Source organism: Pseudoxanthomonas sp. (assembly GCF_002863005.1).
Lineage (GTDB): Bacteria > Pseudomonadota > Gammaproteobacteria > Xanthomonadales > Xanthomonadaceae > Pseudoxanthomonas_A.
The window spans coordinates 87,174-111,585 of the sequence record NZ_PKDG01000008.1 but is presented as its reverse complement, the minus strand read 5'-3'; the positions used below and the strand labels follow the sequence as shown (position 1 = coordinate 111,585).

General features: G+C 65.1%; 18 protein-coding genes and 1 pseudogene. 8 read left to right on the top strand and 11 right to left on the bottom strand.

All coding sequences use genetic code 11. The features are described from left to right. Window positions 1-37: 37 nt before the first annotated feature. From CYU89_RS01635 to CYU89_RS01605, 7 genes and pseudogenes are all read right to left on the bottom strand, one after another. Complete coding sequence (locus CYU89_RS01635) at window positions 38-901, bottom strand: A24 family peptidase (RefSeq protein ID WP_296278467.1); 864 nt, start codon at window positions 899-901, stop codon at window positions 38-40. A gap of 3 nt (window positions 902-904) precedes the next feature. After that, a complete protein-coding gene (locus tag CYU89_RS01630) occupies window positions 905-2,164 on the bottom strand; it encodes a type II secretion system F family protein (protein WP_296278466.1) in 1,260 nt (419 codons plus the stop codon). 279 nt (window positions 2,165-2,443) lie between these two features. Next, the gene (gene pilB, locus CYU89_RS01625; RefSeq protein ID WP_296278465.1) at window positions 2,444-4,183 is read right to left on the bottom strand and encodes a type IV-A pilus assembly ATPase PilB; all 1,740 of its coding nucleotides are present in this window, start codon (window positions 4,181-4,183) and stop codon (window positions 2,444-2,446) included. 99 nt (window positions 4,184-4,282) lie between these two features. Beyond that, window positions 4,283-4,630, bottom strand: coding sequence for a prepilin-type N-terminal cleavage/methylation domain-containing protein (locus tag CYU89_RS01620; protein ID WP_296278464.1), 348 nt, complete (start codon window positions 4,628-4,630; stop codon window positions 4,283-4,285). A 434-nt stretch (window positions 4,631-5,064) separates the two neighbouring features. Beyond that, window positions 5,065-5,178, bottom strand: a pseudogene (locus CYU89_RS01615) (prepilin-type N-terminal cleavage/methylation domain-containing protein); the annotation flags it as partial. Between the two features lie 682 nt (window positions 5,179-5,860). Then, window positions 5,861-7,264: a sigma-54 dependent transcriptional regulator gene (locus CYU89_RS01610; protein ID WP_296278463.1), complete on the bottom strand. Its 1,404-nt coding sequence runs from the start codon at window positions 7,262-7,264 to the stop codon at window positions 5,861-5,863. A 201-nt stretch (window positions 7,265-7,465) separates the two neighbouring features. Then, window positions 7,466-9,088, bottom strand: coding sequence for a HAMP domain-containing sensor histidine kinase (locus tag CYU89_RS01605; protein ID WP_296278462.1), 1,623 nt, complete (start codon window positions 9,086-9,088; stop codon window positions 7,466-7,468). Between the two features lie 200 nt (window positions 9,089-9,288). Between CYU89_RS01605 and sucC the strand changes: the two genes are divergently transcribed. The 8 genes from sucC (at window position 9,289) to CYU89_RS01565 (ending at window position 19,637) form a co-directional block, all read left to right on the top strand. Next, window positions 9,289-10,458: an ADP-forming succinate--CoA ligase subunit beta gene (sucC, locus tag CYU89_RS01600; protein ID WP_296278461.1), complete on the top strand. Its 1,170-nt coding sequence runs from the start codon at window positions 9,289-9,291 to the stop codon at window positions 10,456-10,458. Window positions 10,459-10,485: 27 nt separating this feature from the next. Next, window positions 10,486-11,364, top strand: a complete 879-nt coding sequence (gene sucD, locus CYU89_RS01595) for a succinate--CoA ligase subunit alpha (RefSeq protein ID WP_056878046.1) — start codon at window positions 10,486-10,488, stop codon at window positions 11,362-11,364. Between the two features lie 109 nt (window positions 11,365-11,473). Further along, entirely contained in the window at window positions 11,474-12,052 is a 579-nt protein-coding gene (locus tag CYU89_RS01590; protein WP_296278460.1) for a sigma-70 family RNA polymerase sigma factor, read from the top strand. Further along, window positions 12,049-12,531 (top strand): hypothetical protein, encoded by a 483-nt coding sequence (locus tag CYU89_RS01585; protein WP_296278459.1) that lies wholly within the window; start codon window positions 12,049-12,051, stop codon window positions 12,529-12,531. The genes CYU89_RS01590 and CYU89_RS01585 overlap by 4 nt, the downstream gene beginning before the upstream one ends. A gap of 10 nt (window positions 12,532-12,541) precedes the next feature. Beyond that, window positions 12,542-13,435 (top strand): DUF4097 family beta strand repeat-containing protein, encoded by an 894-nt coding sequence (locus CYU89_RS01580; protein ID WP_296278458.1) that lies wholly within the window; start codon window positions 12,542-12,544, stop codon window positions 13,433-13,435. Window positions 13,436-13,749: 314 nt separating this feature from the next. Next, window positions 13,750-16,371, top strand: a complete 2,622-nt coding sequence (locus tag CYU89_RS01575; RefSeq protein WP_296278457.1) for a TonB-dependent receptor — start codon at window positions 13,750-13,752, stop codon at window positions 16,369-16,371. Window positions 16,372-16,471: 100 nt separating this feature from the next. Continuing rightward, window positions 16,472-18,016: a tetratricopeptide repeat-containing sulfotransferase family protein gene (locus CYU89_RS01570; RefSeq protein ID WP_296278570.1), complete on the top strand. Its 1,545-nt coding sequence runs from the start codon at window positions 16,472-16,474 to the stop codon at window positions 18,014-18,016. A 22-nt stretch (window positions 18,017-18,038) separates the two neighbouring features. Then, window positions 18,039-19,637 carry a methyltransferase regulatory domain-containing protein gene (locus CYU89_RS01565; RefSeq protein ID WP_296278456.1) on the top strand — a complete coding sequence of 533 codons (1,599 nt, stop codon included), beginning with the start codon at window positions 18,039-18,041 and terminating at the stop codon, window positions 19,635-19,637. Here the strand turns inward: CYU89_RS01565 and CYU89_RS01560 are convergent. The 4 genes from CYU89_RS01560 to CYU89_RS01545 all read right to left on the bottom strand — a co-directional run bounded on the left by CYU89_RS01560 (window position 19,631) and on the right by CYU89_RS01545 (window position 24,396). Then, window positions 19,631-21,241: a tetratricopeptide repeat-containing sulfotransferase family protein gene (locus CYU89_RS01560; RefSeq protein WP_296278455.1), complete on the bottom strand. Its 1,611-nt coding sequence runs from the start codon at window positions 21,239-21,241 to the stop codon at window positions 19,631-19,633. The genes CYU89_RS01565 and CYU89_RS01560 overlap by 7 nt on opposite strands. 1 nt (window position 21,242) lies before the next feature. Next, complete coding sequence (locus CYU89_RS01555) at window positions 21,243-22,106, bottom strand: hypothetical protein (RefSeq protein ID WP_296278569.1); 864 nt, start codon at window positions 22,104-22,106, stop codon at window positions 21,243-21,245. 119 nt (window positions 22,107-22,225) lie between these two features. Further along, on the bottom strand, window positions 22,226-23,107 hold the full coding sequence (locus CYU89_RS01550) for an Hsp33 family molecular chaperone HslO (RefSeq protein ID WP_296278454.1): 882 nt from the start codon (window positions 23,105-23,107) through the stop codon (window positions 22,226-22,228). Further along, window positions 23,104-24,396 carry an aspartyl/asparaginyl beta-hydroxylase domain-containing protein gene (locus CYU89_RS01545; protein WP_296278453.1) on the bottom strand — a complete coding sequence of 431 codons (1,293 nt, stop codon included), beginning with the start codon at window positions 24,394-24,396 and terminating at the stop codon, window positions 23,104-23,106. Before CYU89_RS01545 ends, CYU89_RS01550 begins: the two co-directional genes overlap by 4 nt. Window positions 24,397-24,412: the final 16 nt, after the last annotated feature.

The window sequence follows — 24,412 nt, the reverse complement described above, 5'->3', positions numbered from 1 at the left end:
GGCAGGGACCGCCGACGCGTGCCCTAGGGCCGGCGGCTCACTTCAGCCCGGCGAAGCGCAGGTACGCGTCGACGATCTGCTGGCCCCAGAAGAAGACGATCCAGCCTGCGATGGCCAGGTAAGGGCCGAACGGAATGGGCGTGGCGCGATCGCGCCCCTTCATCGCCAGCCAGACCGAGCCGACCACGGCGCCCACCAGTGAAGAAATCAGGATGATCGGCAGCACACCGCTCAGCCCCACCCATGCGCCCAGCGCGGCCAGCAGCTTGAAGTCGCCCCGGCCCATCCCTTCCTTGCCGGTGATCTGCTTGAACAGCCACCACACCAGCCACAGCGAGACATAGCCGGCAATCGCGCCCAGCAGGGCGGGCTTGGCGGGCATGTAGAGGTTGTCCAGGCTGCCGATCAGGCCCAGCCACATCAGTGGAAGCGTCAACTGGTCCGGCAGCAGACGCGTGCGCAGGTCGATGCCGCTCAAGGCCACCAGGTAGCAACTCAGCAGGGCGGCGCCGAAGCCCTGCCAGCCGAAGCCGAACCGCCAGACCGACGCCACCGCCAGCACCGCGGTCAGCAGTTCGACGAGGGGATACTGGGGCGAAATCGGTGCCTTGCAGTGCCGGCACTTGCCGCGCAGGGCCAGCCAGCTGAAGAGCGGGATGTTCTCGTACCAGGACAGCGGGGTCTTGCAGTGCGGACAGTGCGAGCGCTCCACCACGATGCCGGGTGGCGGCGGGTCGTACAGTTCCGGCTCCTCCAGCACCTCGCGCGCGTCGCGCTTCCACTCCCATTCCAGCCGCCGCGGCAGCCGAAGGATGACCACGTTGAGGAAGCTGCCCACCAGCAGGCCGAGGCCTGCCACCACGGGATACCCCAGTTCGGGGTGCTGATCCAGGAATGCCACGAATCAGCCGGCCGTTGCTGCGATTTTGAAGATGGGAAGATACATGGCGATGACCATGCCGCCGACCAACACGCCGATCACTACCATGATGAAGGGTTCAAGCAAGCTGGAGAGCGCATCGACGGCATTATTGACCTCCTGCTCGAAGTAGTCCGCAACCTTGAACAGCATGGTATCAAGTGCACCGGCTTCTTCACCGATAGCGGTCATCTGCACCACCATGTGGGGGAATTGCTGCGTCTGCTTCATAGCCATGTTCAGCGGATAGCCGACGGAAACGTCATCACGCATGCGGTGAACTGCTTTCTCGTAAACAGTATTGCCGGTGGCTCCGGCTACTGTGTCCAACGCTTCCACCAACGGAACACCTGCTTTAAAGGTAACCGCCGTTGTACGGGCGAAACGGGCGATCGACGAGTTGTGCATGATTTGGCCGATCACCGGGACCTTCAAGATCAGTCGATCGACCGCGTGCTGGAATGCTGGAGAGCGCTTGAACAGCGACACACCCAGGAAGCCGGCACCCACCACAAGAATGAGAAGCGCCCACCACCAGCTGACCATAAAGCGCGACATGTTGACGACGAGCTGCGTGAATGCGGGGAGCTCAGTGCCGAAGCCCTTGAAGGTGTCTTCAAAGACGGGAACAACGTAGATGAGGATTACGGCGCACACCAGAATCGCAACCGCCATGACGGCGGTGGGGTAGAAAAGTGCCTTCTTGATCTTACCCTTCAGCGCTTCCAGGTTTTCCTTGTAGCTAGCGATGGTGTCGAGAACCGTTTCGAGCACGCCAGCGGACTCGCCTGCACGCACCAAATTGCGATAAAGCTCGTCGAACTGCACGGGATGCTTGCTAATGGCTTCATGCAGAGAGGAGCCGCCTTCGATGTCGAAGCGTATTTGCTGCACCATCTTGCTCATTCGCGGGTTCTTCTGACCTCCTTCAATAATCTCGAGGGAGGACACCATCGGCACCCCGGACTTCATCATCGTCGCCAACTGGCGGCTGAAGAACGCGATCTCCTTTGCGGATATGGTCTTCCCTGCCGCGCCGAACAACGGTTTGGGCTTTACCTTGACCACGGTCGGATTGATGCCCTGCTTGCGTAACTCCGCCCGCAGGAAGTTGGCGTTCTTGGACGATTGCTCGCCCTTCATCTTCACGCCACGCTTGTCAGTGCCTTCCCAGACAAACAGATTGAGCGGATTCTCGCGCACAGGCGCGGTGGCGGTCTTCGCAGCGGAACGGGTCACGGCCATCGGTAGTCCCCTGTCCGGATTTCCCCACCCGGACTGTCAATGCCGCATGGTAGCGGGTTATGGGCTCAATGGAAGCGTCCCGCCTGTGACGGCGGCCGGGTTTCGGTAATACGGGAAGGCCCGCCGTCTGCCAGCCTGCCTCACACGCGGCGCACTGCGCCCCTCTGGGGCCGGTAGAGAAGCTCGGAAGAAGCCGTCCGCTCTCCCCTGCCATTCCAAAGAGAGCCCCTGCAACATCTGCCCACTATCGGGGAATGCTTGAAGTGCGGGGCTGAGGGCTCAGTCCTTGGTCACGCGGTTAATCTCTGCCAGGCTGGTGATGCCGTTGCGGACTTTCAGCAGCGCCGACTGGCGCAGGTCGCGAATACCCACTTTCTGAGCAGCTTCGGCGATTTGGAGAGCGTTGCCGCCCTCCAGCACGATTTCCTGAATCGCCTCGCTCATCGGCATCACTTGATAAATGCCCGTGCGGCCTTTGTAGCCACTGGTGCATTCATCGCAACCGACCGCTTCGTATGTCGTGAAGCCCGCCTGCACTTCAGCCTCCGTGAAGCCCTCCGCAACCAGTGCGTTGGGTGGCAAGTCGACGGGTCGCTTGCACTTGTTGCACAACCGGCGAGCGAGTCGCTGCGCGATTACCAGGGTCACGGAGCTGGTGATGTTGTAGGGCGCGATACCCATGTTCATCAGGCGCGCGATGGTCTGCGGCGCGTCGTTGGTGTGCAACGTGGACAGGACCATGTGTCCGGTCTGTGCGGCCTTGATGGCGATCTCCGCTGTTTCCAGGTCGCGGATTTCGCCGACCATGATGATGTCGGGATCCTGGCGAAGGAAGCTGCGCAGCGCCGCAGCGAACGTCATGCCTCGCCGAGTGTTCTGCTGTACCTGGTTGACGCCGGGAAGCCGAATTTCCACTGGATCTTCCGCGGTGGAAATATTCCGGGTCTCATCATTCAGGATGCCTAGAGCCGTGTACAGGCTGACCGTCTTGCCGGAGCCAGTGGGCCCCGTGACGAGCACCATGCCATATGGCTTGTGGATGGCGTCTTCGAACAGCTTCTGCTGATCGGGCTCATAGCCCAACTTGTCGATGCCCAGCTTCGCCGCGCTGCCATCCAAAATTCGCAGCACCACTTTCTCGCCGAACAACGTGGGCAGGGTGCTGACACGGAAATCCATCTGCTTGGTTTTCGACAGGTTCAACTTTATGCGACCGTCCTGAGGGACTCGCTTCTCGGCGATGTCGAGTTGCGCCATCACCTTGATACGCGCGGCAATGCGATCCTTCAGCTTGGTGGGGGCTTTTGCTACCTGTTTGAGGATGCCGTCGACGCGCAGGCGTACGCGATAGTCCGCTTCGTAGGGTTCGAAATGAATATCCGAAGCGCCTCGCTTGATTGCGTCCACGAGGACTTTGTTGACGAACTTGACGACCGGGGTATCGTCTCCCTTCGCATCGACCGCGCTTTCGCTGCCTCCATCCTCGTCGCCAGCCTCTACATCCAGGCTTTCGAGCCCGTCGTCATCCTCACCGAAGCTGCCCGAGAGGGCATTGGCGGCACTCTGCCATTGGTCGAGCGTGCGACGAAGCTGATCTTCATCGACCAGTACTGGTTCGATGATCAGGTTGGTGTGGAATTTGATCTCGTCTAGCGCGCCATGGCTGCGCGTCGGGTCGGCCACACCCACGAAAAGTTTGTTGCCGCGCTTGAAAAGCGGGAGGACCTGATGTTTCTGGACCAGTTCTTCGCTTACCAACTTCAATGCATTCTGCGTTGGATCGAAGGCTTGTGCGTCCAGCAACGGCATGCCGAATTCCATGGCGTTGGCCGCCGCCAGCTGGGGGGCAGTTACAAGCCGCTTCTCGGCAATCCATTGTGGCAACGGAACTTTCGCGTCCGCGGCATTCGCCATCGCGGTACGCGCAGACGCCTCATCAAGCGCGCCATCCTGGACTAGGCGTCGGGCCAGACCGGTGATGCCGACGAGGTTGGCGGAGACGGAGGTGGCTGTGTTCATGGCTTTAGCATACCGATGGCTGAACTCGTCCGCACGGCACGCACGCCAATGCAAACGTGTTGCCCGCCTTCGATGCGGGCGGGGCGATTGGGCATAGCCTCAGTTGCCCGATGCTGAGGTATAGCTGCAGGTTGCGCCTGCCGCTAGCGGACAAGACACGACGGCATCACCGTTCCCGATTGCATTGGCAGTGATCGTATCGGCTTGAGATGCGGGAGTGGTTGTGCCACTACACGCGCCGTTCTGCGGTGCGGGCACCGGGTCGTTGATATTGAGATTGGCAAGCGCGACGTTGGCGTAGGTCTTTGCCTCCATCATGCAGGCGCGATTGGCGGAGCGGATGGAGTAGTTCTGGTATGCAGGCAACGCTATGGCCGAAAGGATCGCGATGATCGCCACGACAATCATCAGCTCGATTAGCGTGAATCCGTCGGCGCGCCTAGCCATGAGAGTTCTCAGAATAAGGGGTGATCGGGTTTGGCTAATGCAAATTGCAGGCCAACAGTGCTTGGATGCTTGTACGTGTCTTAGGGGATGTGACCGAGGTCCGGTTTAGCGGCTGTTTTCAGAAACTACAAACCCCGCTTTCGCGGGGTTTGTAGGTCAATACTGATGATGCTTGCAAATCAGTTGGTGCCGCCGTTGATCACGCAATTGCCGCCAGTGGCGAGGTTGCACGTGATGTTGGTGGCATCGCCAGGCGCGCGCGGGGTGCCGGTGATGGTGCCCAGCGTGGCAAGGGTGAATGCCGAAGCATCGGTGAGGGCGGTGCAGGCAGTGGTCGCGCCGGAGTTGGGAGCGACCGGGACCTTGCCGTCGTTAAGGTCAGCGAGGACCGTGTTCGAGTAGGCCTTCGCTTCGGCCAAGCAGGCGCGGTTGGCCGACTTGCGGGTGTAGTTCTGGTAAGCCGGCAGCGCGATAGCGGCCAGGATTGCGATGATGGCGACGACGATCATCAGTTCGATCAGGGTGAAGCCCTGGGCGTTCTTCTTCATGGTATTTCCCCTTTCAGGATTGGCTTGATGGTTTAGGGACACAAGCCCCGTGTCCCTACATGGACCGTGGGCGCCGCGTACAACTGCTTACGACGCGTGCAGGGATGTAGAGCAGGATGCGTGCCAACTTCTGATACCCCCAGTGATTCCCCCACACGTCCCCGGGAGGAAACCCCTGACACCGAAGTCGGGCGGGACTATCGCATCATTCCTTTGCGTTGTGTATCGGGAAGTGCGGCCAATGCCGGCGCGGATCACAGATTGCGCGATTGGCCGGGAAAGGGGCGACCGCCAAATAGCTGACGCCCCCTTGGTGAGATGACCCGCTGCGTCAGCAAGTGACGCGTTGCGTCACCCGGGTCACTGTGGGATGCGGCGCACATTTGAGGGTACATACATATATATAGCGTGTGACGGCCTCAATCGTCGCTCCATGCCCTGCAAGAGCGGGCCATGCCCGCGATGCTTTTCTGGCGCCATCGGGCAAGCGCATCGCGGGCATGGCCGCTCCTACGAAGCCAGACGGAAGTGCTCGGCAGGAGCGCCCTCGGGCGCGATGCTTTCCGGTCCGGTATCGAAGGCATCGCGGGCATGGCGCGCTCCTGCAAGACGGCGCGGGGCGTTGGCCGCTGTGTCATCCCGCGGATGGCGCGCGCGTGGCCGGGCTGTCGCCCGGCACGGCCTACTCCATCCCCAGCTTCTTGAGCTTGTAGCGCAGGGCCCGGAAGGTGATGCCCAACTGGGCTGCGGCCTTGGTCTTGTTCCAGCGGTTCTCTTCCAGCGCCTTCTGGATGGCCGCGCGCTCCAGCTGCTCGATGTAGTCGGGCAGGGCGCCACCGGCGGCCGGATCCACGTCCATCGCGCCGGGCGCGTCACCGATTACCTCGCCGGGACTGAACTCGCCGCCGAACTTCTTGCCGGCGGGAGCCTGCGGCAGGTACAGGTCGTCGATCTCGATGCTGTGGCCCTCGGACATGGCCAGCGCGCGTTCCAGGATGTTCTCCAGTTCGCGCACGTTGCCCGGGAACGGGTAACGGCCCAGGGCCTCCATCGCTTCCGGCGACACCGATGGCGCCATGCGTCCGTGCTGGGCGGCCAGCCGATCGAGGATGGCGCTGGTCAGCTGCGCCAGGTCGCCGGTGCGTTCGCGCAGCGGCGGCACGCGAAGCTCGATCACATTGATGCGGTAGTACAGGTCGTGGCGGAAGCGGCCGTCCGCCGCCAGTTCGCCCAGGTCCTTGTGGGTGGCCGACAGGATGCGCACGTCGACCAGCACCTCGCCGGACGCACCCACCGGGCGCACCGCCTTTTCCTGGATCGCGCGGAGCAGCTTCACCTGCATCGGCAGTGGCAGCTCGGCCACTTCGTCGAGGAACAGCGTGCCCCCGTTGGCGGCCTGGAACAGACCCTGCTTGTCGGCGTGGGCCCCGGTGAAACTGCCCTTCTTGTGGCCGAAAAATTCGCTTTCCATCAGCTCGGCCGGGATGGCGCCGCAGTTGACCGGAATGAAGGGACCGGCCGCGCGCGCACCCTGTTCGTGGATGGTGCGGGCGACCAGCTCCTTGCCCGTGCCGGACTCGCCCATGATGTAGACCGGCGCCTGGCTGCGGGCGACCTTGCCGATGGTCTCGCGCAGGCCATCCATCGCGGCTGACCCCCCGAGCAGGCGGCTGGCCTGTTCCGGCGGTGGCGGGGGCGGCGGGGCGCGTTCGCTGTTGTTCAATTCCAGCGCGTGCTTCACCAGCCCGCGCAGTACGGTCAGGTCGACCGGCTTGCTGACGAAGTCGAATGCGCCGGCCTTCAGGGCCTCCACCGCTAGTTCGATGTTGCCGAACGCGGTGATCATGGCGACCGGCGTGGAGGGGTAGTTGCGCGAGATCTCGCCCACCAGGTCGATGCCGTTGCCGTCGGGCAGCCGCATGTCGGTGAAGCAGAGGTCGTAGGTGTTGCGGCCCAGCAGCTCGCGGGCCTCGCCGAGATTGGCGGCGGTATCGATGCGCAGGCCCATGCGGCCCAGCGTCAGTGTCAGCAGTTCTCGGATGTCGCGTTCGTCATCGACGATCAGGGCGCTACGGCTTTGATTCATGCATTCCCCCTCATGCCCCTGTGCCGGCAGTGTACCGAGTGAATGTTAAACATGGTAGGCGACGCCCCTACAGGATGCCCGCCACATGAGCGCTTGTCTTTGTAGGAGCGGGCCATGCTCGCGATGCTTTTCACGGATGGCCCCAACAAGCAAGAGCATCGCGGGCATGGCCCGCTCCTACAAAGACAAGCGTCCTCTCGGCTAGGCGGGCAACAGGGCGTGCGGACCCGGCAGGGTGACGCGGAAGCAGGCGCCGCCGCCGGGGACCGGGACATATTCCAGCGTGGCCTGGTTGGCGCGGCACAGTTCGCGGGCGATGTAGAGGCCCAGGCCGGTGCCGTGCTCGGACGTGGTGAAGAACGGTCGGAACAGCTGTGCCGCCACGGCGTCCGGGATGCCCGGGCCGCGGTCCATCACGTCCAGCGTCGGCCGGCCTTCGGCATTGAACACGCGCACGCGGATGCGCGCGGATTCGCCCGGCAGGCGGCCGTAGTTCAGCGCGTTCTGCACCAGGACCGTCACCACCTGCTGCAGGTGGCGCGGGTCGACCAGCGCCGGCACCGGCTTGGCGCCGATGATGGTTTCCAGCGTGTCGGTCTCGATGGAAAGGGTCTGCTGGTAGTCGTCGACGAAGCGGCGTACGAAGGTGTTGAGGTCCACGTGCTCGGGCGTGGCGCGCTCGCGCCGGGCCAGGCCCAGCACGCTCTCGACGATGCCGTTGGTGCGCTGGCATTGCTGGTGGATGATCTGCAGCAGGCGGCGATCGCCGTCGTTGACGTGCGGGGATTCCTCCAGCAGCTGCACCGCGTAGTTGATCGCGGCCAGCGGGTTGCGGATCTCGTGCGCCAGGCTGGCGGAGAAGCGGCCCAGCGCGGCCAGCGTCAGCGATTCGGCGCGGCGCGACACCACCGTGGCGTCGTCCAGGAAGATCAGCGAGGTCTCGCTGTCGGCCAGCAGGCGGGCGAAGCGCGGCTGCACTTCCGGCTGGTCGGGGGTCAGCTGCATCGGGGTTTCGTCGGTCTGCCAGCCGTTGCGCCAGCGCTGCAGGCGGCGGGCCAGCTCCGGCGCGGCGTGCAGCAGCGACACGCCCTTGCCATCGGCGCCTGCGCCGTCGCCGCCATCGCCGAGCAGCAGGCTGGCGGCTTCGTTGGCCAGCTTGATGTGGTTTTCGGCATCGACCACCAGCACGCCGGTGCGCATGCGGCGGATGATCAGTTCGTTGACTTCGAACAGGTTCGCGACCTCTTCGCCGCGCTTGTCGGCCAGCGCCTGGCTGTTGCGCGCCTTCTGGCCGGCCTGGTGCGCCAGGTAGGCCAGCGCCAGGTAGCTCACCGCGAACATGATGACTTCCGCCAGCGAGCGGCTGGCGTTCTGGTCGTGGAACAGGGTGAAAAGGTACTCGCCGAACAGCCCGGCGATGGCCATCAGCGCCACTACCAGCGCCATCCGGGTGTTGGGCAGCAGCAGGGCCGCGGCCGACACGTTGAACAGCAGCATCATCGCCACGCCGGCCGTGGCGGTGGGCAGGGCATGGGTGATGAGCGCGGCGACCGCGATGTCCACGCAGACGCTCGCGAAGACGATCCACACCAGCCAGCGCACGCTGCGGCCGATGAAAAGCAACACCAGGGCCAGCACCAGATAGGCAATCGCGACGCCCATGCCCAGCACTTCGTGGCGGGGCTGGCCAAGTACTTCGCCCAGCGGGCTGAACATCAGCGCGGCCAGGATGCCGGCTTCCAGCACGCGGTACAGGGCGAAGAAATACAGTTCGCGGCGCGGAACCGATTCGATGCGGGACAGGAGCGACTGGGCCTGGCGCAAACGCGTACTTCCCCTGTAGCGAGGCCCACAGTATAGGCATGACGGCCCCCGCGTGGCCCAGCGAGTCCTTTTCCACCAAAGGCTTAGGCCCGAGGTTTTGCGCCCCCCGCTCCGGTCAGCGACAATAGGGGGCTCGCCCAGCCGCCGCCGTCACGGCCCCGGCCCGGGCGGTGTCTTCTGTTCCCTACCCACGGTGACGCATGAATTTCCACGAATATCAGGCCAAGCAGCTGCTGGCCGAGTACGGCATCCCGGTCCCGGCCGGCAAAGTCGCCGCCACGGCGGACGAAGCGGTCGCGGCCGCACAGTCCCTCGGCAACGGCCCCTGGATGGTCAAGGCCCAGATCCACGCGGGCGGTCGCGGCAAGGCCGGCGGCGTCAAGTTCTGCAAGACCGTCGATGACGTGAAGGCGGCCGCCGGCAAGATGCTGGGCACCAAGATGGCCACCTACCAGACCGCCGGCGTGGAACTGCCGGTCAACCTGGTGCTGGTGACCACCGCCGGCGAGATCGTCAAGGAGCTGTACCTGTCGGTGCTGGTCGACCGCGGCACGCGCACCATCACTTACATCGCCTCGTCCGAAGGCGGCGTGGAGATCGAGCAGGTCGCGGCCGAGACGCCGGAGAAGATCCACACGCTCAACGTCGACTTCGTCGAAGGCGTGCAGCCGTACCAGGGCCGCGAGTTCGGCTTCAAGATGGGCCTGACCGCCAAGCAGGCGGGCCAGTTCGCCAACATCATGGTGAACCTGTACCGCATCTTCAACGAGAAGGACCTGGCGCTGGTCGAGATCAACCCGCTGGCGATCCTGGACGACGGCAACCTGTACGCGCTGGACGGCAAGTTCAACAGCGACGACAACGCCGCGTTCCGCCACAAGGACCTGGTCGCCATGCGCGACAAGAGCCAAGAAGACGAGACCGAAGTGCTGGCGTCCGAGATGGACATCAACTACGTGACCATGGACGGCAACATCGGCTGCATGGTCAACGGCGCCGGCCTGGCGATGGCCACCATGGACGTCATCAAGCTCAACGGCGGCGAGCCGGCGAACTTCCTCGACGTCGGCGGCGGCGCCAACAAGCAGCGCGTGATCGAGGCCTTCAAGCTGATCCTGTCCTCGGACAAGGTCGAGGGCATCTTCGTGAACATCTTCGGCGGCATCGTCCGCTGCGACATGATCGCCGAGGGCATCATCGCCGCGGTGAAGGAAGTGGGCGTCAAGGTGCCCGTGGTGGTCCGCCTGGAAGGCACGAACGTGGAAGAAGGCAAGCAGCTGCTGCGCGACAGCGGCATGGCCATCATCCCGGCCGACAACATCAACGACGGCGCCAAGAAGGTCGTTGAAGCGGTCAAGGCCGCCGCCTAATCCACGTCACCGAACCAGGAATCTTCCATGAGCGTTTTGATCAACAAGAACACGAAGGTGATCGTGCAGGGCTTCACCGGCCAGCAGGGCACCTTCCACGCCACCCAGATGATCGAGTACGGCACCCAGGTGGTCGGCGGCGTGACCCCGGGCAAGGGCGGCACGACCCACATCGACCTGCCGGTGTTCGACACCGTCGCCGATGCCGTCAAGAGCACCGGCGCCGATGCGTCTGTCATCTACGTGCCGCCGCCGTTCGCGGCCGATGCGATCCTCGAAGCGGCCGCGGCCGGCATCAAGGTCATCGTCTGCATCACCGAGGGCATCCCGGTGCTGGACATGCTGCGCGTCAAGAACGTGCTGACCCGCGCCCATCCGGACACCGTGCTGGTCGGCCCGAACTGCCCCGGCGTGATCACCCCGGGCGAGTGCAAGATCGGCATCATGCCGGGCCACATCCACATGCCGGGCAAGATCGGCATCGTCTCGCGCTCGGGCACGCTGACCTATGAAGCGGTCAAGCAGACCACCGAAGTGGGCCTGGGCCAGTCGACCTGCATCGGCATCGGCGGCGACCCGATCAACGGCCTGAACTTCGTCGACTGCCTGAAGCTGTTCAACGAAGACCCGCAGACCGAAGGCATCATCATGGTCGGCGAGATCGGCGGCGACGCCGAGGAAGCCGGCGCCGAGTACATCAAGCAATTCGTCAAGAAGCCGGTCGTGGGTTTCATCGCCGGCGCGTCGGCCCCGGCCGGCAAGCGCATGGGCCACGCCGGTGCGATCGCCAGCGGCGGCAAGGGCACGGCGGAAGGCAAGTTCGCGGCGATGGAAGCCGCCGGCGTCACCACCGTCCGTTCGCCGGGCGACCTGGGTGCCGCCATCGCGGCCCGCCTGAAGAAGTAAGTCGCGCCCTCCGGGCCGATCGGAAAGCCGCCCTGGGGGCGGCTTTCTTTTTTGGGGCCGCCTAAACCCTTTCGCTTCTCCCGGCATCCCATTCCGTATGCTGACCGCCGTGATCGAATCCCTCGCCGAGACAAACGCCGCCGATGACGGTGCCGCGCTGGACACTGCGCTGGCGCGGGCCGCCGCCGGAGGCGACGCCAAGGCATTCGAAGCGTTGTACCGCCGCCACGCCGGCCGCGTGCATGGCGTCATCGTCCGGCTGGTGGGCAGCCATGGCGTGCGTGCCGAGGATCTTGCGCAGGAGGCGTTCGTGCGGGCATGGCAGGCGCTGCCGGGTTTCCGTTTCGAAAGTGCCGTCGGCACCTGGTTGCACCGCCTGGCCGTCAACACGGCACTGATGGAACTGCGCAGCCGCCGCAACGGTCCGCGCTTCGACGACGATGATGAAGCGCTGGACAGCCTGGGGCTGGCCGACAGTGCGGGCCATGGCACGGCGTTGTCGATGGACCTGGAGCGCGCCGTCGCCACGCTACCGCCGCGCGCACGCGCCGTGCTGGTGCTGTACGACGTGGAAGGCTTCAAGCACGAAGAGATCGCCGCCGAGCTGGGCATGGCGGTCGGCAGTTCGAAAGCCCAGTTGCACCGAGCGCGCCAGTTGCTGCGCGAGCGTCTAGGAGTTGCCGCATGAACCCGCATGATCTTCCCCCGTCGACCGACGACGCGCTGCGTTGGCAGCTGCGCGCGATGCGCCAGGACCTGCCGCCGTCGCGCGACCTGTGGCCGGACATCGCTGCCCGGATCGCTACCGTGCCGCAGCACGCGGCCGCCCGTCCGCGCCGCACGCGGCTGGCGCCGTTCGCACTGGCGGCGTCGGTGCTGCTTGCGGTGACGGTGACGTGGCAGCTGCAGCGCGCGCCGACCGGGGATGCGCTCATCCAGCGCGAAGCGGCCGCACTGACCCGCGACTACACCGGCGCGCTGGCGCAGCTCGACCGCCAGGTGACCGCGTCGCCGGAGATCGCGCCGGCGTTGCATACGCTGGATGAGAGTGCCGCCCAGATCCGCCATGCCATCGCGACCGAACCCAATGCGCACTTCCTGCTCGACCAGTTGCGCCGTACCTACGCCCGCCGCCTGGAGCTGACCCAGCGCGCGGCCATGACCTGAGGAGTTCCCCATGCGCATCGCTTCCCTTTCCCTGTTGCTGGCCACCGCCCTGTGGGCGCCCGCCGTCCTGGCGCAGACCGCCATCAACGAAACCCGACCGCTCGATGCCCGCGGGCGCGTCGACATCAGTAATCTCAAGGGCCGCATCGACGTGCGTGGCTGGGAGCGCAACGAGGTGCAGATCACCGGCACGCTGGGCAAGGGCGTGGAGCGGCTGGAGGTGGACGGATCGGGATCGCAGGTGAACATCGAGGTGCGCTATCCCAAGCGCAGCTGGGGGAGCGACGACAGCGGACCCACCCGGCTGGTGGTGATGGTGCCGCTGCGCGCCGACCTCGACATCGAATCGGTCGCCGCCGACGTGGACGTCACGGGGGTCGCGTCCGGCGAGCTGTCCATCAGCACCGTGAGCGGCAGCGTTTCAGCCGCGGCGGCGCCCCGCAAGGCGGATGTCGAAACCGTCAGCGGCAACGCCAACCTGACGCTCAACAGCGATGACGTGGGCGTGGCCACTGTCAGCGGTGCGATCGTGTTGCGGGGGCGCCTCGGCGGCGAGATCGATGCGGAAACGGTGTCCGGTCGCATCGAAGTGATCGTCAACGAGCAGCAGGTGCGTGACTTGAGCGCCAGCACCGTCAGCGGTCGCGTGGACGTGCGCACCGGCCTGGCACCGGGCGGCGAAATCAGCATGGAATCGGTCAGCGGCAATCTGATGCTGCGCCTTCCCCAGGACGTGTCCGCGCAGGTCAGCGGCGAAAGTTTCAGTGGTTCGCTGAAGGCGACCGGCGTGAGCATCGAGAAACGGCGTGGCCCCGGCAGCAGCTTCAGTACCCGCTACGGCAGCGGCAGCGGTCGGGTCACCGTCGAGACGTTTTCCGGCAGTGCAGAGGTCCGCGTCGAATAGCCGCGGGCGTCTGACGCAACCCCACGCGATGGCGTCGCGTTGTCGAAGCTGAACAGGGAGGGCGCCATCGGGCGCCCTTCTTCGTTGCGCCGCAATCCGACGGATGGTCGCACGTACGCGAGAAAAAGGTTTCGTAAGTAACTGATGGGGCTGAAAAAAACGAAATTCTTCCGATAAATCATCGGGTTCTTTTCATCGCCGTAAAATTTACGTTATGCTCTGGGCACCAGTCGCGCAGCATTCATGCGTCTGAACCATTGGCCCGGGCCGCGAGGCTTTGGCTTTTCAGTGAACATTTGGAGAGAGAGCCTCTAATGACCAACCTCAAGAAGCTGCCCAACGCAATCCAGTTTGCGTTGTTCGCCAGCGCAACATCGCTGGCAGCGGGCAATGCATTCGCCCAGGAAGCCGCGAGCCCCGATTCGGAAGCCAAGACCCTCGACCGCATCGAAGTCACGGGTTCGCGCATCAAGCGTGCGGAAATCGAAGGCGCGCTGCCCGTCACCGTCATTTCCCGTGAGGCCATCGAGGTCAGCGGCAAGACCACGGTCGCGGACCTGCTGCAGAACTCCACCTTCAACTCCTTCGGTTCGAACAAGCCGGCGTCCGGCTCCTCGGCCCAGTCGATGTCCGAGCTCAGCCTGCGTGGCCTCGGCGGCGGTCGCAGCCTGATCCTGATCGACGGTCGCCGTCTGCCGCTGTCGCCGCAGTTCAGCGAAGCCGGCTCCGACCTCAACTCGATCCCGCTGGCTTCGGTCGAGCGCGTCGAAATCCTGACCGACGGCGCGTCGGCCATCTACGGCGCCGACGCGATCGGCGGCGTGGTCAACATCATCACCCGCAAGGACTTCAACGGCGTTGAAGCCAGCATCGGCGTGGGCCAGGCCCAGAACGGCGGCGACACCGAGTCCGGTTCCGTCGTGTTCGGCATCTCCGGCGACCGTGGCCGCATGCTGGGTGGCGTGTCGTACGCGAACCGCGACATCTCCTACATCCGCGACCTGCCGTGGATGGAAGGCCGTCGTGGTCCGTCGTCCAACGCGAACAACTACTACGTCCCGGCGACCAACCCGATCACCGGCCGCGTCTCGCCCGGCAAGTTCATCCAGTCCGTCCCCGGCGGCTGCACCAACCCGGGCTTCTGGCAGGACGGCGCGGTTTGCCGTTACGACTACAACCTGGTCGCGGCGGACACCGCGTCGCTGGAACAGAAGGGCCTGTTCCTGCGTGGCGACTACCAGATCAACGATGACTGGACCGTCTACCTGAACTCCAGCGTCACCCGCGTCAGCAGCTTCGGCCGCTTCGCGCCGACGCTCGCGGATTCCGGCATCTTCATCCCGGTCGGTAGCCCGAACAACACCACCGCCCAGAACGTCGTGCTGAAGCACCGCTTCGCCGCCGTCGGTCCGCGCGACAACTACGACGACACCAACACCTACGACACCAACCTGGGCTTCAACTGGCAGGTCAGCGACACGGTGGCCGTGGACTTCGGCCTGCGTCGCGCCGAATCGAAGTACATCTCGCTGGGCCGCAACTACGTCAACATCCCGATCGCGACCGCGCTGATCCAGAGCGGCGAGTACAGCATCTTCGATCCGCTCGCCAACGACCCGGACGTGCTGAACCGCGTTCGCGCCACCATCGGCCGCGACGGCATCTTCAAGGAAGAAGAAGTCTACGGCAGCGCCACGTTCGACCTGTTCGAACTGTCGGGTGGTACTTCGGGCCTGGTCGTCGGTGCCGAGCACCACAAGCAGGAATTCGCCGATCTGTACGACGCGCAGTCCGAAGCCGGCAACATCGGTGGTTCGTCGGGCAACTCGAGCTCGGGCAGCCGCAACTTCTCGTCGGCCTACTTCGAGTGGCTGATGCCGTTCACCAGCAGCTTCGAGGTCGACCTGGCGGCTCGTTACGACACGTACTCCGACTTCGGCACCTCGTTCGTGCCGAAGATCTCGTTCCGCTACCACCCGATCGACAGCCTGACCCTGCGCGCCAGCTACGGTGAAGGTTTCCGTGCGCCGCCGCTGACCATCCTGAACTCCAAGGATGCGTTCTCGGCCGACAGCGTCGTCGACGCGCCCACCGCGATCGCCTACGGCCAGCCGCCGGGATCGACCCTGCAGATCGACGGTCTGCGCGTCGCCACCCCCGACCTGCAGGCGGAAGACTCCAAGCAGTGGAGCGCCGGCGTGGTGTGGGACCCGACCGACTGGGCCAGCATGAAGCTGGATTACTACAACATCGAGCTGACCAATTCGATCCGGTTCTTCTCGGCACAGACGGTCATCAACCGCGAACGCAACGGCACCTACCTGCCGTCGAGCCTGTACAGCGTTCGTGACCCGGCCAACGGTGCCCTGCTGCAGGTCCGCGCTGGCTACGCCAACGAAGGTTTCATCAAGACCGACGGTTTCGACTTCAACGCGACCACCCGCTTCGACCTGGGCAGCTTCGGTTCGCTGCGCAACAACCTCAGCCTGAGCTGGATCAACAAGTTCGAAACCGGTGGCCCGAACTCGGACACGACGGACCAAGTCAACACCACCGATAACCCGCAGTGGCGTGCGAACCTGGTGAACGAGTGGGAGAAGGGCGACTTCTCGCTGGCGTGGACCATCAACGCGATGGACCAGACCGTGTCGTACACCGAGGACTACCTGGTCAACGACCTGGGCTACACCTGCCAGGACGTGGTCGACTTCGGTTACCTGGTCTCGAACTGCGGCGACAACAAGCCGTACATCACCCACGACCTGGCGGCGAGCTACAAGACGCCCTGGAACGGCCGCTTCACCATCGGTGCGATCAACGTGACCGACAAGAAGCCGCGTCTGGACCAGCTGGGCTTCACCCCGCCGTACTACCAGAGCGCCCTGTACTACGGTATCGGTCGCGAGATCTACTTCCGCTACACCCAGAGCTGGTAATCCACAGCTTGCAGTAAGTCTTGGAGGGGCCCCGCAAGGGGCCCCTTTTTTTTGCGTGTAGAATGTGTGACGAATTGAGCAGGGCAAGACACACGTGGGTATGCCGCAAATCGAGGAAGCGCTGTCGCATGCGCGGCGTGCGGTCGCAGCGAAGGACATGGCCGGCGCCACCGTGCACTACCGCAAGGTCCTGGACGCAGGCGACAACGCGGAAGCATTGCTGCACCTGTCCAGTTTCGAGGCGCGGGCGAACGACAACTACCGGAAGGGACGCGAGTACGCGATACGCGCGCTGTCTTCCGCGGTAGGCAACCCGGCGCTGGTGCCCAGCGTCCTGCTTTGCCTGAGGCATTTCGAAGAGTCGGCCGCCATGCGCCGCTACATCGATGCCTCGCCGTTCCTCCGCAGCATGGCCGACCCCAAGACGCTGCACCTGGTGTCCGCACAGCTCAGCTGGCTGGGCGACCAAGCGCAGGCGATCGAGTTCGTCACCCGTGCCATGCAGCTGCAGCCACAGATGCCGTCGCTTCGCCTGGCGCGAGCGACGATGGAGTTGTTCCTGGGCCGTTTCGACGATGCTGAAGCGGACATCATGGAATGCCTGCGCATGGATCCCGGGTTCGCGAACGCCTACTGGGTGCTAGCGTGGATGCGCAAGTGGAGTGCGGACACGCACCATGTCGATGGCATCCGACGCGCGCTGCAGAAGCCTTCCCTTGGCCTGGTCGACAAGACGAGGCTCTACTACGCCCTGCACAAGGAGCTCGACGACATCGGCGATGTCGCGGGTGCTTTCCAGGCGCTCGACACGGCCAACCGCATCCATCGCGCGGCGAACAAGTACGACCGCGAGTCGACGCGCCGCCTGTTCGCACAGTTGAAGCAGATGCCCTTGAAGGTCGACGCATCGGGCTACGTGTCGGACATCACGCCGATCTTCGTCGTCGGCATGTACCGCTCCGGCACGACGCTGCTGGAGCAGCTGATGGGTGGTGATCCCGGCGTGTTCAACGCAGGCGAACTCCACGACATGGCGGCGCGCGTCCGCTATGCGACCGATCATTATTTTCCCAGCGCCACGGATCCGGTCGCGGTGGCGCGTGCGTCGGGGATCGATTACACCGAGTTGGGCCGGAACTACATGGAAGGCGTCGCCTGGCGCTTGAACGGGCACACACACATCACGGACAAGTGGCCGCCCAACCACATGAACGTGGGCTTCATCTGCCAGGCGATGCCGCACGCGAAGATCATCCACATGTCGCGCGACCCCCGGGAGACCTGCTTCTCCAACCTGCGCGAATTGTTTGCCCACGCCGCGCCGTATTCCTACGACCAGGTGGAGCTGGCGGACTACAGCAACCAGTACCGCGACCTCATGGAGCACTGGCACCAGGCGTTCCCTGGCCGGATCCTGGACATCACCTATACGGACCTGACTCGGAACACGGAAGCCACCATGCGCGAGGTGGCGGCCTTCTGCGGCTTCCCGTTCACCGACAAGCTGCTGCAGCCCAATTCGCAGGGCAAGAGTGTGGCAACTGCCAGTGCCGTGCAGGTGCGCGACAAAGTGATCGCGCGCGACGTGCCCAAGTGGGCGCCCTACGAAACCTATCTGCAGCCGCTCCTCAACGAGCTGCGCTGACGCCAACGTATTCCGGAGAGCCATGAATCCCGTCAACCAAGATACGCGGGCGCGTTACGACGACATGCCGTACAGCTCATACGCCTACCAGTACAGCGCCCCGGAACAGCTGGCCGCCGTTGCGAGCCTGTTCGGGTTGCCGTCGGGACAGGTATCGACGGCGCGCGTCCTGGAGCTCGGATGCGGGTCGGGCGGCAATCTGATTCCCATCGCGTTGCGCTATCCGCAAGCGAGGGTGGTGGGCGTGGATATCTCGGGAGTGCAGATCGCCGAGGGGAAGGCGTCCATCGATCGCCTGGGCATCGGCAATGCCTCCCTTGTCGAAGCGGACCTGCTCGATCTCGATACGGATTCGCTCGGCGAGTTCGATTACATCATCGCCCATGGCGTCTACAGCTGGGTGCCCGCCGAGGTGCAGGACGCTGTCCTGCGCCTGATCGCCCGCTGTCTTGCGGCGGACGGCGTCGCCTACGTCAGCTACAACACCTATCCGGGCTGGAAGACCAAGGAGATCGTCCGCGATGCGATGCTGATGCATGGCGGTGCGCGACCAACCGTCGACGAGCAGGTGGGCTACGGCCGCTCCATGCTCAACTTCCTCAAGCAGACGGCGCTGCCGGGGGGGCTGACCGCCGCCGCGGTCGACGAATGCATGCCGTCGATCATGAACGGCCCCACCGATTACGTGGCGCACGAGTATCTCGCCCCGAACAACCGGCCCTGCTACTTCCATGAATTCGTGGAGCGGACAGGTCGCCATGGCCTGGCTTACCTGGGCGAAGCGCAGCCGTCGACCATGCTGCCGTCCAACTACAGCCAGGAGCTCTCGCAGCAGCTGTACGGCGCGCTCGGTGGCGATCAGGTGCGCGTCGAACAGTATCTGGACTTCGCCGTGAGCCGTGTCTTCCGCCAGACCCTGCTGGTGCACGCGAAACGCGCCGAAGACCTCCGCTGGGAGCTGGATCGCGCGACCCTGCATCGGATGCATTTCGCGGCGAACCTGTCCGCCACCGACGGACCGATCCGCCTGGACGGACAGCACCAGGAGTTCGTCGCGCTCCCGAATACGGCTAGCATCGGCGCCAGCCTGAGCGGTATCAAGCAGGCGATCGATGCGCTCGCGCGAGCGTGGCCGGGCACGGTGACGCGAGACGATATGCTCCGCCACGCGATGCTCACGCAGGGCGACAAGGACGCGGTTTCGCCGGAGATCCTGAGCGAGGCCGTGGATGAACTATGCGAGCGCCTGACCCTGCGCGGCATGGCGCAGGTTCGTCTGGCAGCCGTGGAGGCCACGGGCGTAGGTGATCGTCCGGTCGTGGATCCGGCGGTCAGGCGCCAGGTCGTCGCGCTCGTGCCGCCGCGCAGGCACGTGGCCAATCTCTGGCACGACAGCATCGAAATGGGGGATATCGACCGGTTGCTGATCCCGTTGATGGACGGTTCGCTGGACAGGGATGGCCTGGTGGCCGCCGCCGCCGCCGCCCTGCGCGAGGGACGGCTACCTGCCCTGCCGCAGGCGGCAGCGGATGACACGGAGTCGCAGGCGGAGGCACGCGTGGCGGAGATGCTGCAGCGTCTTGCCGGCGCCGCGATACTAGTGCGACCAGCGGGTCAGTAACGCTGGCCGAGTTCCGAGAGGCGCCACGCCAGCGGCGTAAGGTAGTCGCGGTATGCGTGCCACTTGGGCCGCAGCGGCAGGCCCGGCTTCTGCCGTACCTGCACCGCGCTCGCGGTGTTGACGTTGCCAGTGGCGGACGCCGGATCCAGCATCGTCGGCTGGAAGCCCGTGCCCAGGAACGTGGTCACGCGCTTCAGTTCCGCCGCCGGATCGGTGGCGAGCGCAGCGTAGGTCACGTCATGGATGCGCCCCGGGAAGCGCTGGCGCCAGTGCTGCATCAGGCTGAAGTAGTGGCGATAGTGGTTGGCGAGTTCGGCCTGGTCGTACGAATAGCGGCAGGTGGTGGCCGAGAACGGCTCCCTCAGGTTGGAGAAGCAGGTTTCCATCGGATCGCGCGACATGTGCAGGATCTTCGCGCCAGGCAACGCGGTGAGGATGAAACCGAGGTTGAGGAAGTTGGACGGCAACTTGTCGGTGACGAATCGCTGCCCCGCGCGACGCCAGTCCACCGATTCCAGGTAGCCCCTGCCGATGGCGCCATAGTCGAAGTCCGCCGAAGCCTGGACGATGGCCGAATCGAGCTCGGTGCTGCAGTGGTGATCCGCGGCCAGTCGTAGCTGGCTGGTGAAGTCGTAGAGTTCGCCCCCCGAGCAGATGTCGGTGTGTGCCGAAAGCAGTTGTTCCAGCAGCGTCGTACCGGAGCGATGCATGCCGACGATGAAGACGGGCGTGAACGGCGCGTCCATCGACGACGGGCGCTCGGCGGCGCCGACGTCCAGCGATTTCAGCAGTCCGAACAGCCGCTCGTCTTCTTCGCCGGAATAGGCGACCACTTTCCGCATGGAGGTGCAGGCCAGTTCGAGCGCGTCCGTTGCGGCTGCATAGTCCTCGAGGCGGTCGAGCTCCCGATGCAGCGCGTAGGCCAGCAGCGCCGCATTGCCCGGTTCCGTGGCGCGCGCCACCGCGCGTTTCAGTGCGTCGACGTGGCCCGCGTCGGTGCCGCTTTCCGAGCGCAAGCGTGAAAGGTGCCACCAGGCGGGGGCGTGGTCCGGCTGGAGCACCAGGGATTCGCGGAAATGCTGTTCCGCCTCTTCGAACCTTCCGAGGTTGAGTAGCGCCAGCCCGATATCCGACGTCAGGGGCGCAGAGGAGGAATGGTGCGCCGCCGCCAGTTGCAGATGCTGGAGAGCCTGCTGGGGGTGGTTCAAGGTCTGCAGGAACAAGGCCACCAGCTGGGCGACATCCACATCGTGCCGCAATCCCTCGGGAATGCGCGGAATGAACCCGTGCAACTCCGGAATGAGGTTGAAGGTCTTCAGGCGGCGCAACAGGAACATGCATTGGCGCTTGTTCTGCACGCCGACGCGATAGGCGGAAAGCGCGTACTCGCGCGCGCGCCGGTAGTTGTCGTCGATGGACTCCAGGCGCGACCGCTGGATGAGGGCGCCGGCATCGGTCGGATGCTCGGCCAGGATGGCGTCGCTGATGCTGCGCGCTCCCACCAGATCGCCTGCCGTGATCAGGCTCCGCACCCTGAGGAGCTTGTTTTCGACATCGAGACGAGGTCCGCGCGCGGCGGACGAACGGTCACTGCTGCTGGACAAACTAGAGGTCCTGCTCGTAACGCACGTACGGCACGGTGCCTTCGTCGGCGTTCTCGTTGGTCAACGAGAAGGGATTCTTGCCGCGGGTGATGACGTTTTCGGCCCCGACCGTCAGCTGCCCACTCCAGGGAGTGCGCCAGGTCAGGCCGAGGCCCAAGCCTTCGAACTTGCCAGGCTGGCCGGGCACGTCGATGACGCGGCCGACGATATTGGCGCTGAAGGGGCCGTAGCCACCGCCGACGGTCAGGCTGCGGCTGTTCCAGCGATCGGCGAGAGCCGGCAGGTCGGAGACGGGCACCAGCGTGGCCTTGGCCACGGCGCCGCCGATCGACACGAACCCTTCGCGTCCGATGTTCTTCTGCCCGAACACGGCCAGGTCGTTCTGCTCAACCCGGCTTCCGCCGCGGCCCGAGGACAGCCAGGCCGGCAGGGTGTCGCGGCCGGTGCCGGCCGACAGTCCCAGCTTGCCCCCGGGACGGCTCAGGACGGCGGATGCGCTCACGCGCTGGCTTGCCGTGTCCTGATCATCGTCGCCGAGCGTGGCCAGCATGCAGTGGCTCGCCAGGTTGCCGATGTTGCCGACGACACCCGCCTTGCGGTTGCACACCAGGCCCAGGGCGTCGCCGCTGTCCAGGCCGAATGCGGTGGTCAGTGAGTTGCGCCCCAGGCGCCAACGCGCGCCGGCCTCGGCCTGGCCGGTCGGCTCGAGCAGCAGCACTGCCTCGACCTTGCCGTCGTTGTTCCAGATGGGAAGGGCGGTCGCCTGCGGGTCCGCGGCCGGCTTGCGCGTGCTTTTCTGCGCATGCGCATCCGCCGCCCCGCCAAGGGCGAGCAGCAGGGCGAGCGGCAGTGAAAGGCTACGCAGGTTCATGGCTGGCTTCAGACTCCTGGGTCGACCCGGAGTTCCCCTCCCGAAGGGGAACCGATGCTATGCCGTTTATGTTTCTTTAACAAGTCCCCGACGCTGCCCGCCGACCGCCGGAACTACTGAAGGCGGCTGGGCGCTTCCATGTCGACCCGCAGCTGGCTGAATAGTTCCGCGATCTGCGGGGCGGAGAACCGATACTCCTGCCCACAGAACTCGCAACGCACTTCCGCCACCCCATCGGCCAGCGCCGCGGTCGCTTCCTCTTCTCCCAACGACTGCAGCATGCTCTCGACCCGTTCCCGCGAACAAGAGCAGCCGAAGCGAACTGCGCGCTCCGTCAGGATTTGCGGGGCTTCCTCATGGAACAGGCGGTGCAGCAGCACCGGCACGGGCGTGGCCAGCAGCTCGGCCTCGCTCAGCGTATCGAACAGGGCGCCCGCCCGGCTCCAGCCATCGTCATCGCCTTCGTCGCCGGGCAGCTTCTGCAGCATCAGGCCGCAGGCCCGGTCACCGTCGGCGGCCAGCAGCAGGCGCGTCGGCAGCTGCTCGGACTGGCGGAAGTAGTCTTCGAAGGCTTCTGCCAGGCGGCTGGCCTGCAGGCCGACCAGGCTCTGGTAGCGCTGCGGCTCGCGCGGGTCCAGGCCGGGGTTTTCAACGGTGATCGCCAGCAGGGCGTCCTCGCCCAGGTCGCGGAGGTCGCGCGGCGCGTCTCCGGCCGTGGACAACTGCGCGATGCCGCGCACCGTACCCGCCGCGGTGCATTCGGCAAACAGGCTCCGCAAGGTGCCCTGGCTGCGGAGCTGGATCGACAGGCGCCCGTCGACCTTGGTATGACCCGTGAACAGCACCGCCGCCGCACTGGCTTCGCCGAGCAGCTCGCGGGCCGACGGCGGGTAGTCGGCGCGGCCACCGACGGTCTGCCAGGTGTCTTCGAGACGCACCGCCACGCCGCGGACGCCGGCGGCGGGCAGCAGGAAGCGGGTCACCCCGTCGTTCACAGCTCACCCATGGCGTCGTGGCCGTTGTAATCCAGCATTCCCTGGATGGTCGTGCAGACCAGTTCCCGTTCGACTGACGTCAACATGGGATGCCATACGTCGAAGATGAGCACCACGCGCAGGCGATCGCTGTTGTTCCAGGCTTCGTGCAGGATGGTGTCGTCGAACATCACCAACTCGCCGGGCTTCCAGACATGCGTTTCGCCGCCGACGCGAAGTGCGCAGTCGGGGGGGATGATCAGCGGCATGTGGACGGTCAGGCGGGTGTTCGTTGCCCCGTGATGGGGCGCGATATGCGTGCCCGGCTTGAGCGCGGAGAAGAACGTCACCGGCGCGCGGTCCGGCACCCTGCACATGGGGGCGTGGTCGGACAATGCGGCAACGGTCTTGGGACAGCGCCTGGCGTGGTCTTCGTCCAGTTTGCCGCTTTTCCAGAAATAGTAGGCGCCCCAGTCCAGATTGCGATCGAGCGGCGCGAACTGTCCCTTGGGCTCGTAGTCCGACATTTCCACGTAGGGGACGAACTCTGCGTTTTCCTCCAGCAATGACTGGAGCTCACGGAGCATGTCGGGGAAAGCGGCTTCGACGGCGGGCGCCCAGTCGAAATCCTCGCGATGGAAGATCGGTATCGACGGCAAGCGAGGGAACGGCAGCGTCAGCGGCCGGGACAGCGCCATGTCGCGACGTCCGGTCACCACATCCAGGCTGTGCTGGAAGCGCTCGAGCTGGCGCGGCGAGCCGGTGCGCAACTGGTCCCCCATCCGGGCGAGCAGGAACTCGCGCATCTGCGCCTGGTTCTCCGCCACCTTGCGGCGAGCATGCTGGATCAACGGCTGCAGTTCGGGCGCCTGCTGGAGCGCCTCGGGCATGTAGGCCATCGCTGCGCCGTAGGAGGACGCGGCCGCGCGGTCCTTGCCGCGTTCCTCCAGCAGGCGTGCCTTTTCGATGTGCACGCCCCATGCGACCGGTTCTGCCTTGAGGGCGGCATTGATCTGGGCCAGGGCGGCATCCGCGTCGCCCATGGCGGAGTAGACCCGGGACAGATTGGCGTGCGCCATCGTATAGTCCGGTGCCGCTGCCACGGCGCGTTGCAACAGGTCGCGCGCGACGGACAGGTCGCCCCGCTGCATGGCCTGCATGGCCAGGTGGTTGAGCGCTGGCGGAAACTCCGGCTCGAGCTCGAGCACCTTGTGCCAACGGACCGCTGCGGAGACGGACTGGCCGCTTTGGGCCAGCTGGTCGCCCTCTCTCATCAAGTCGGCTACCAGCGTCTCGGTGCGTGCGTTCATAAGGCGGATGACCAGC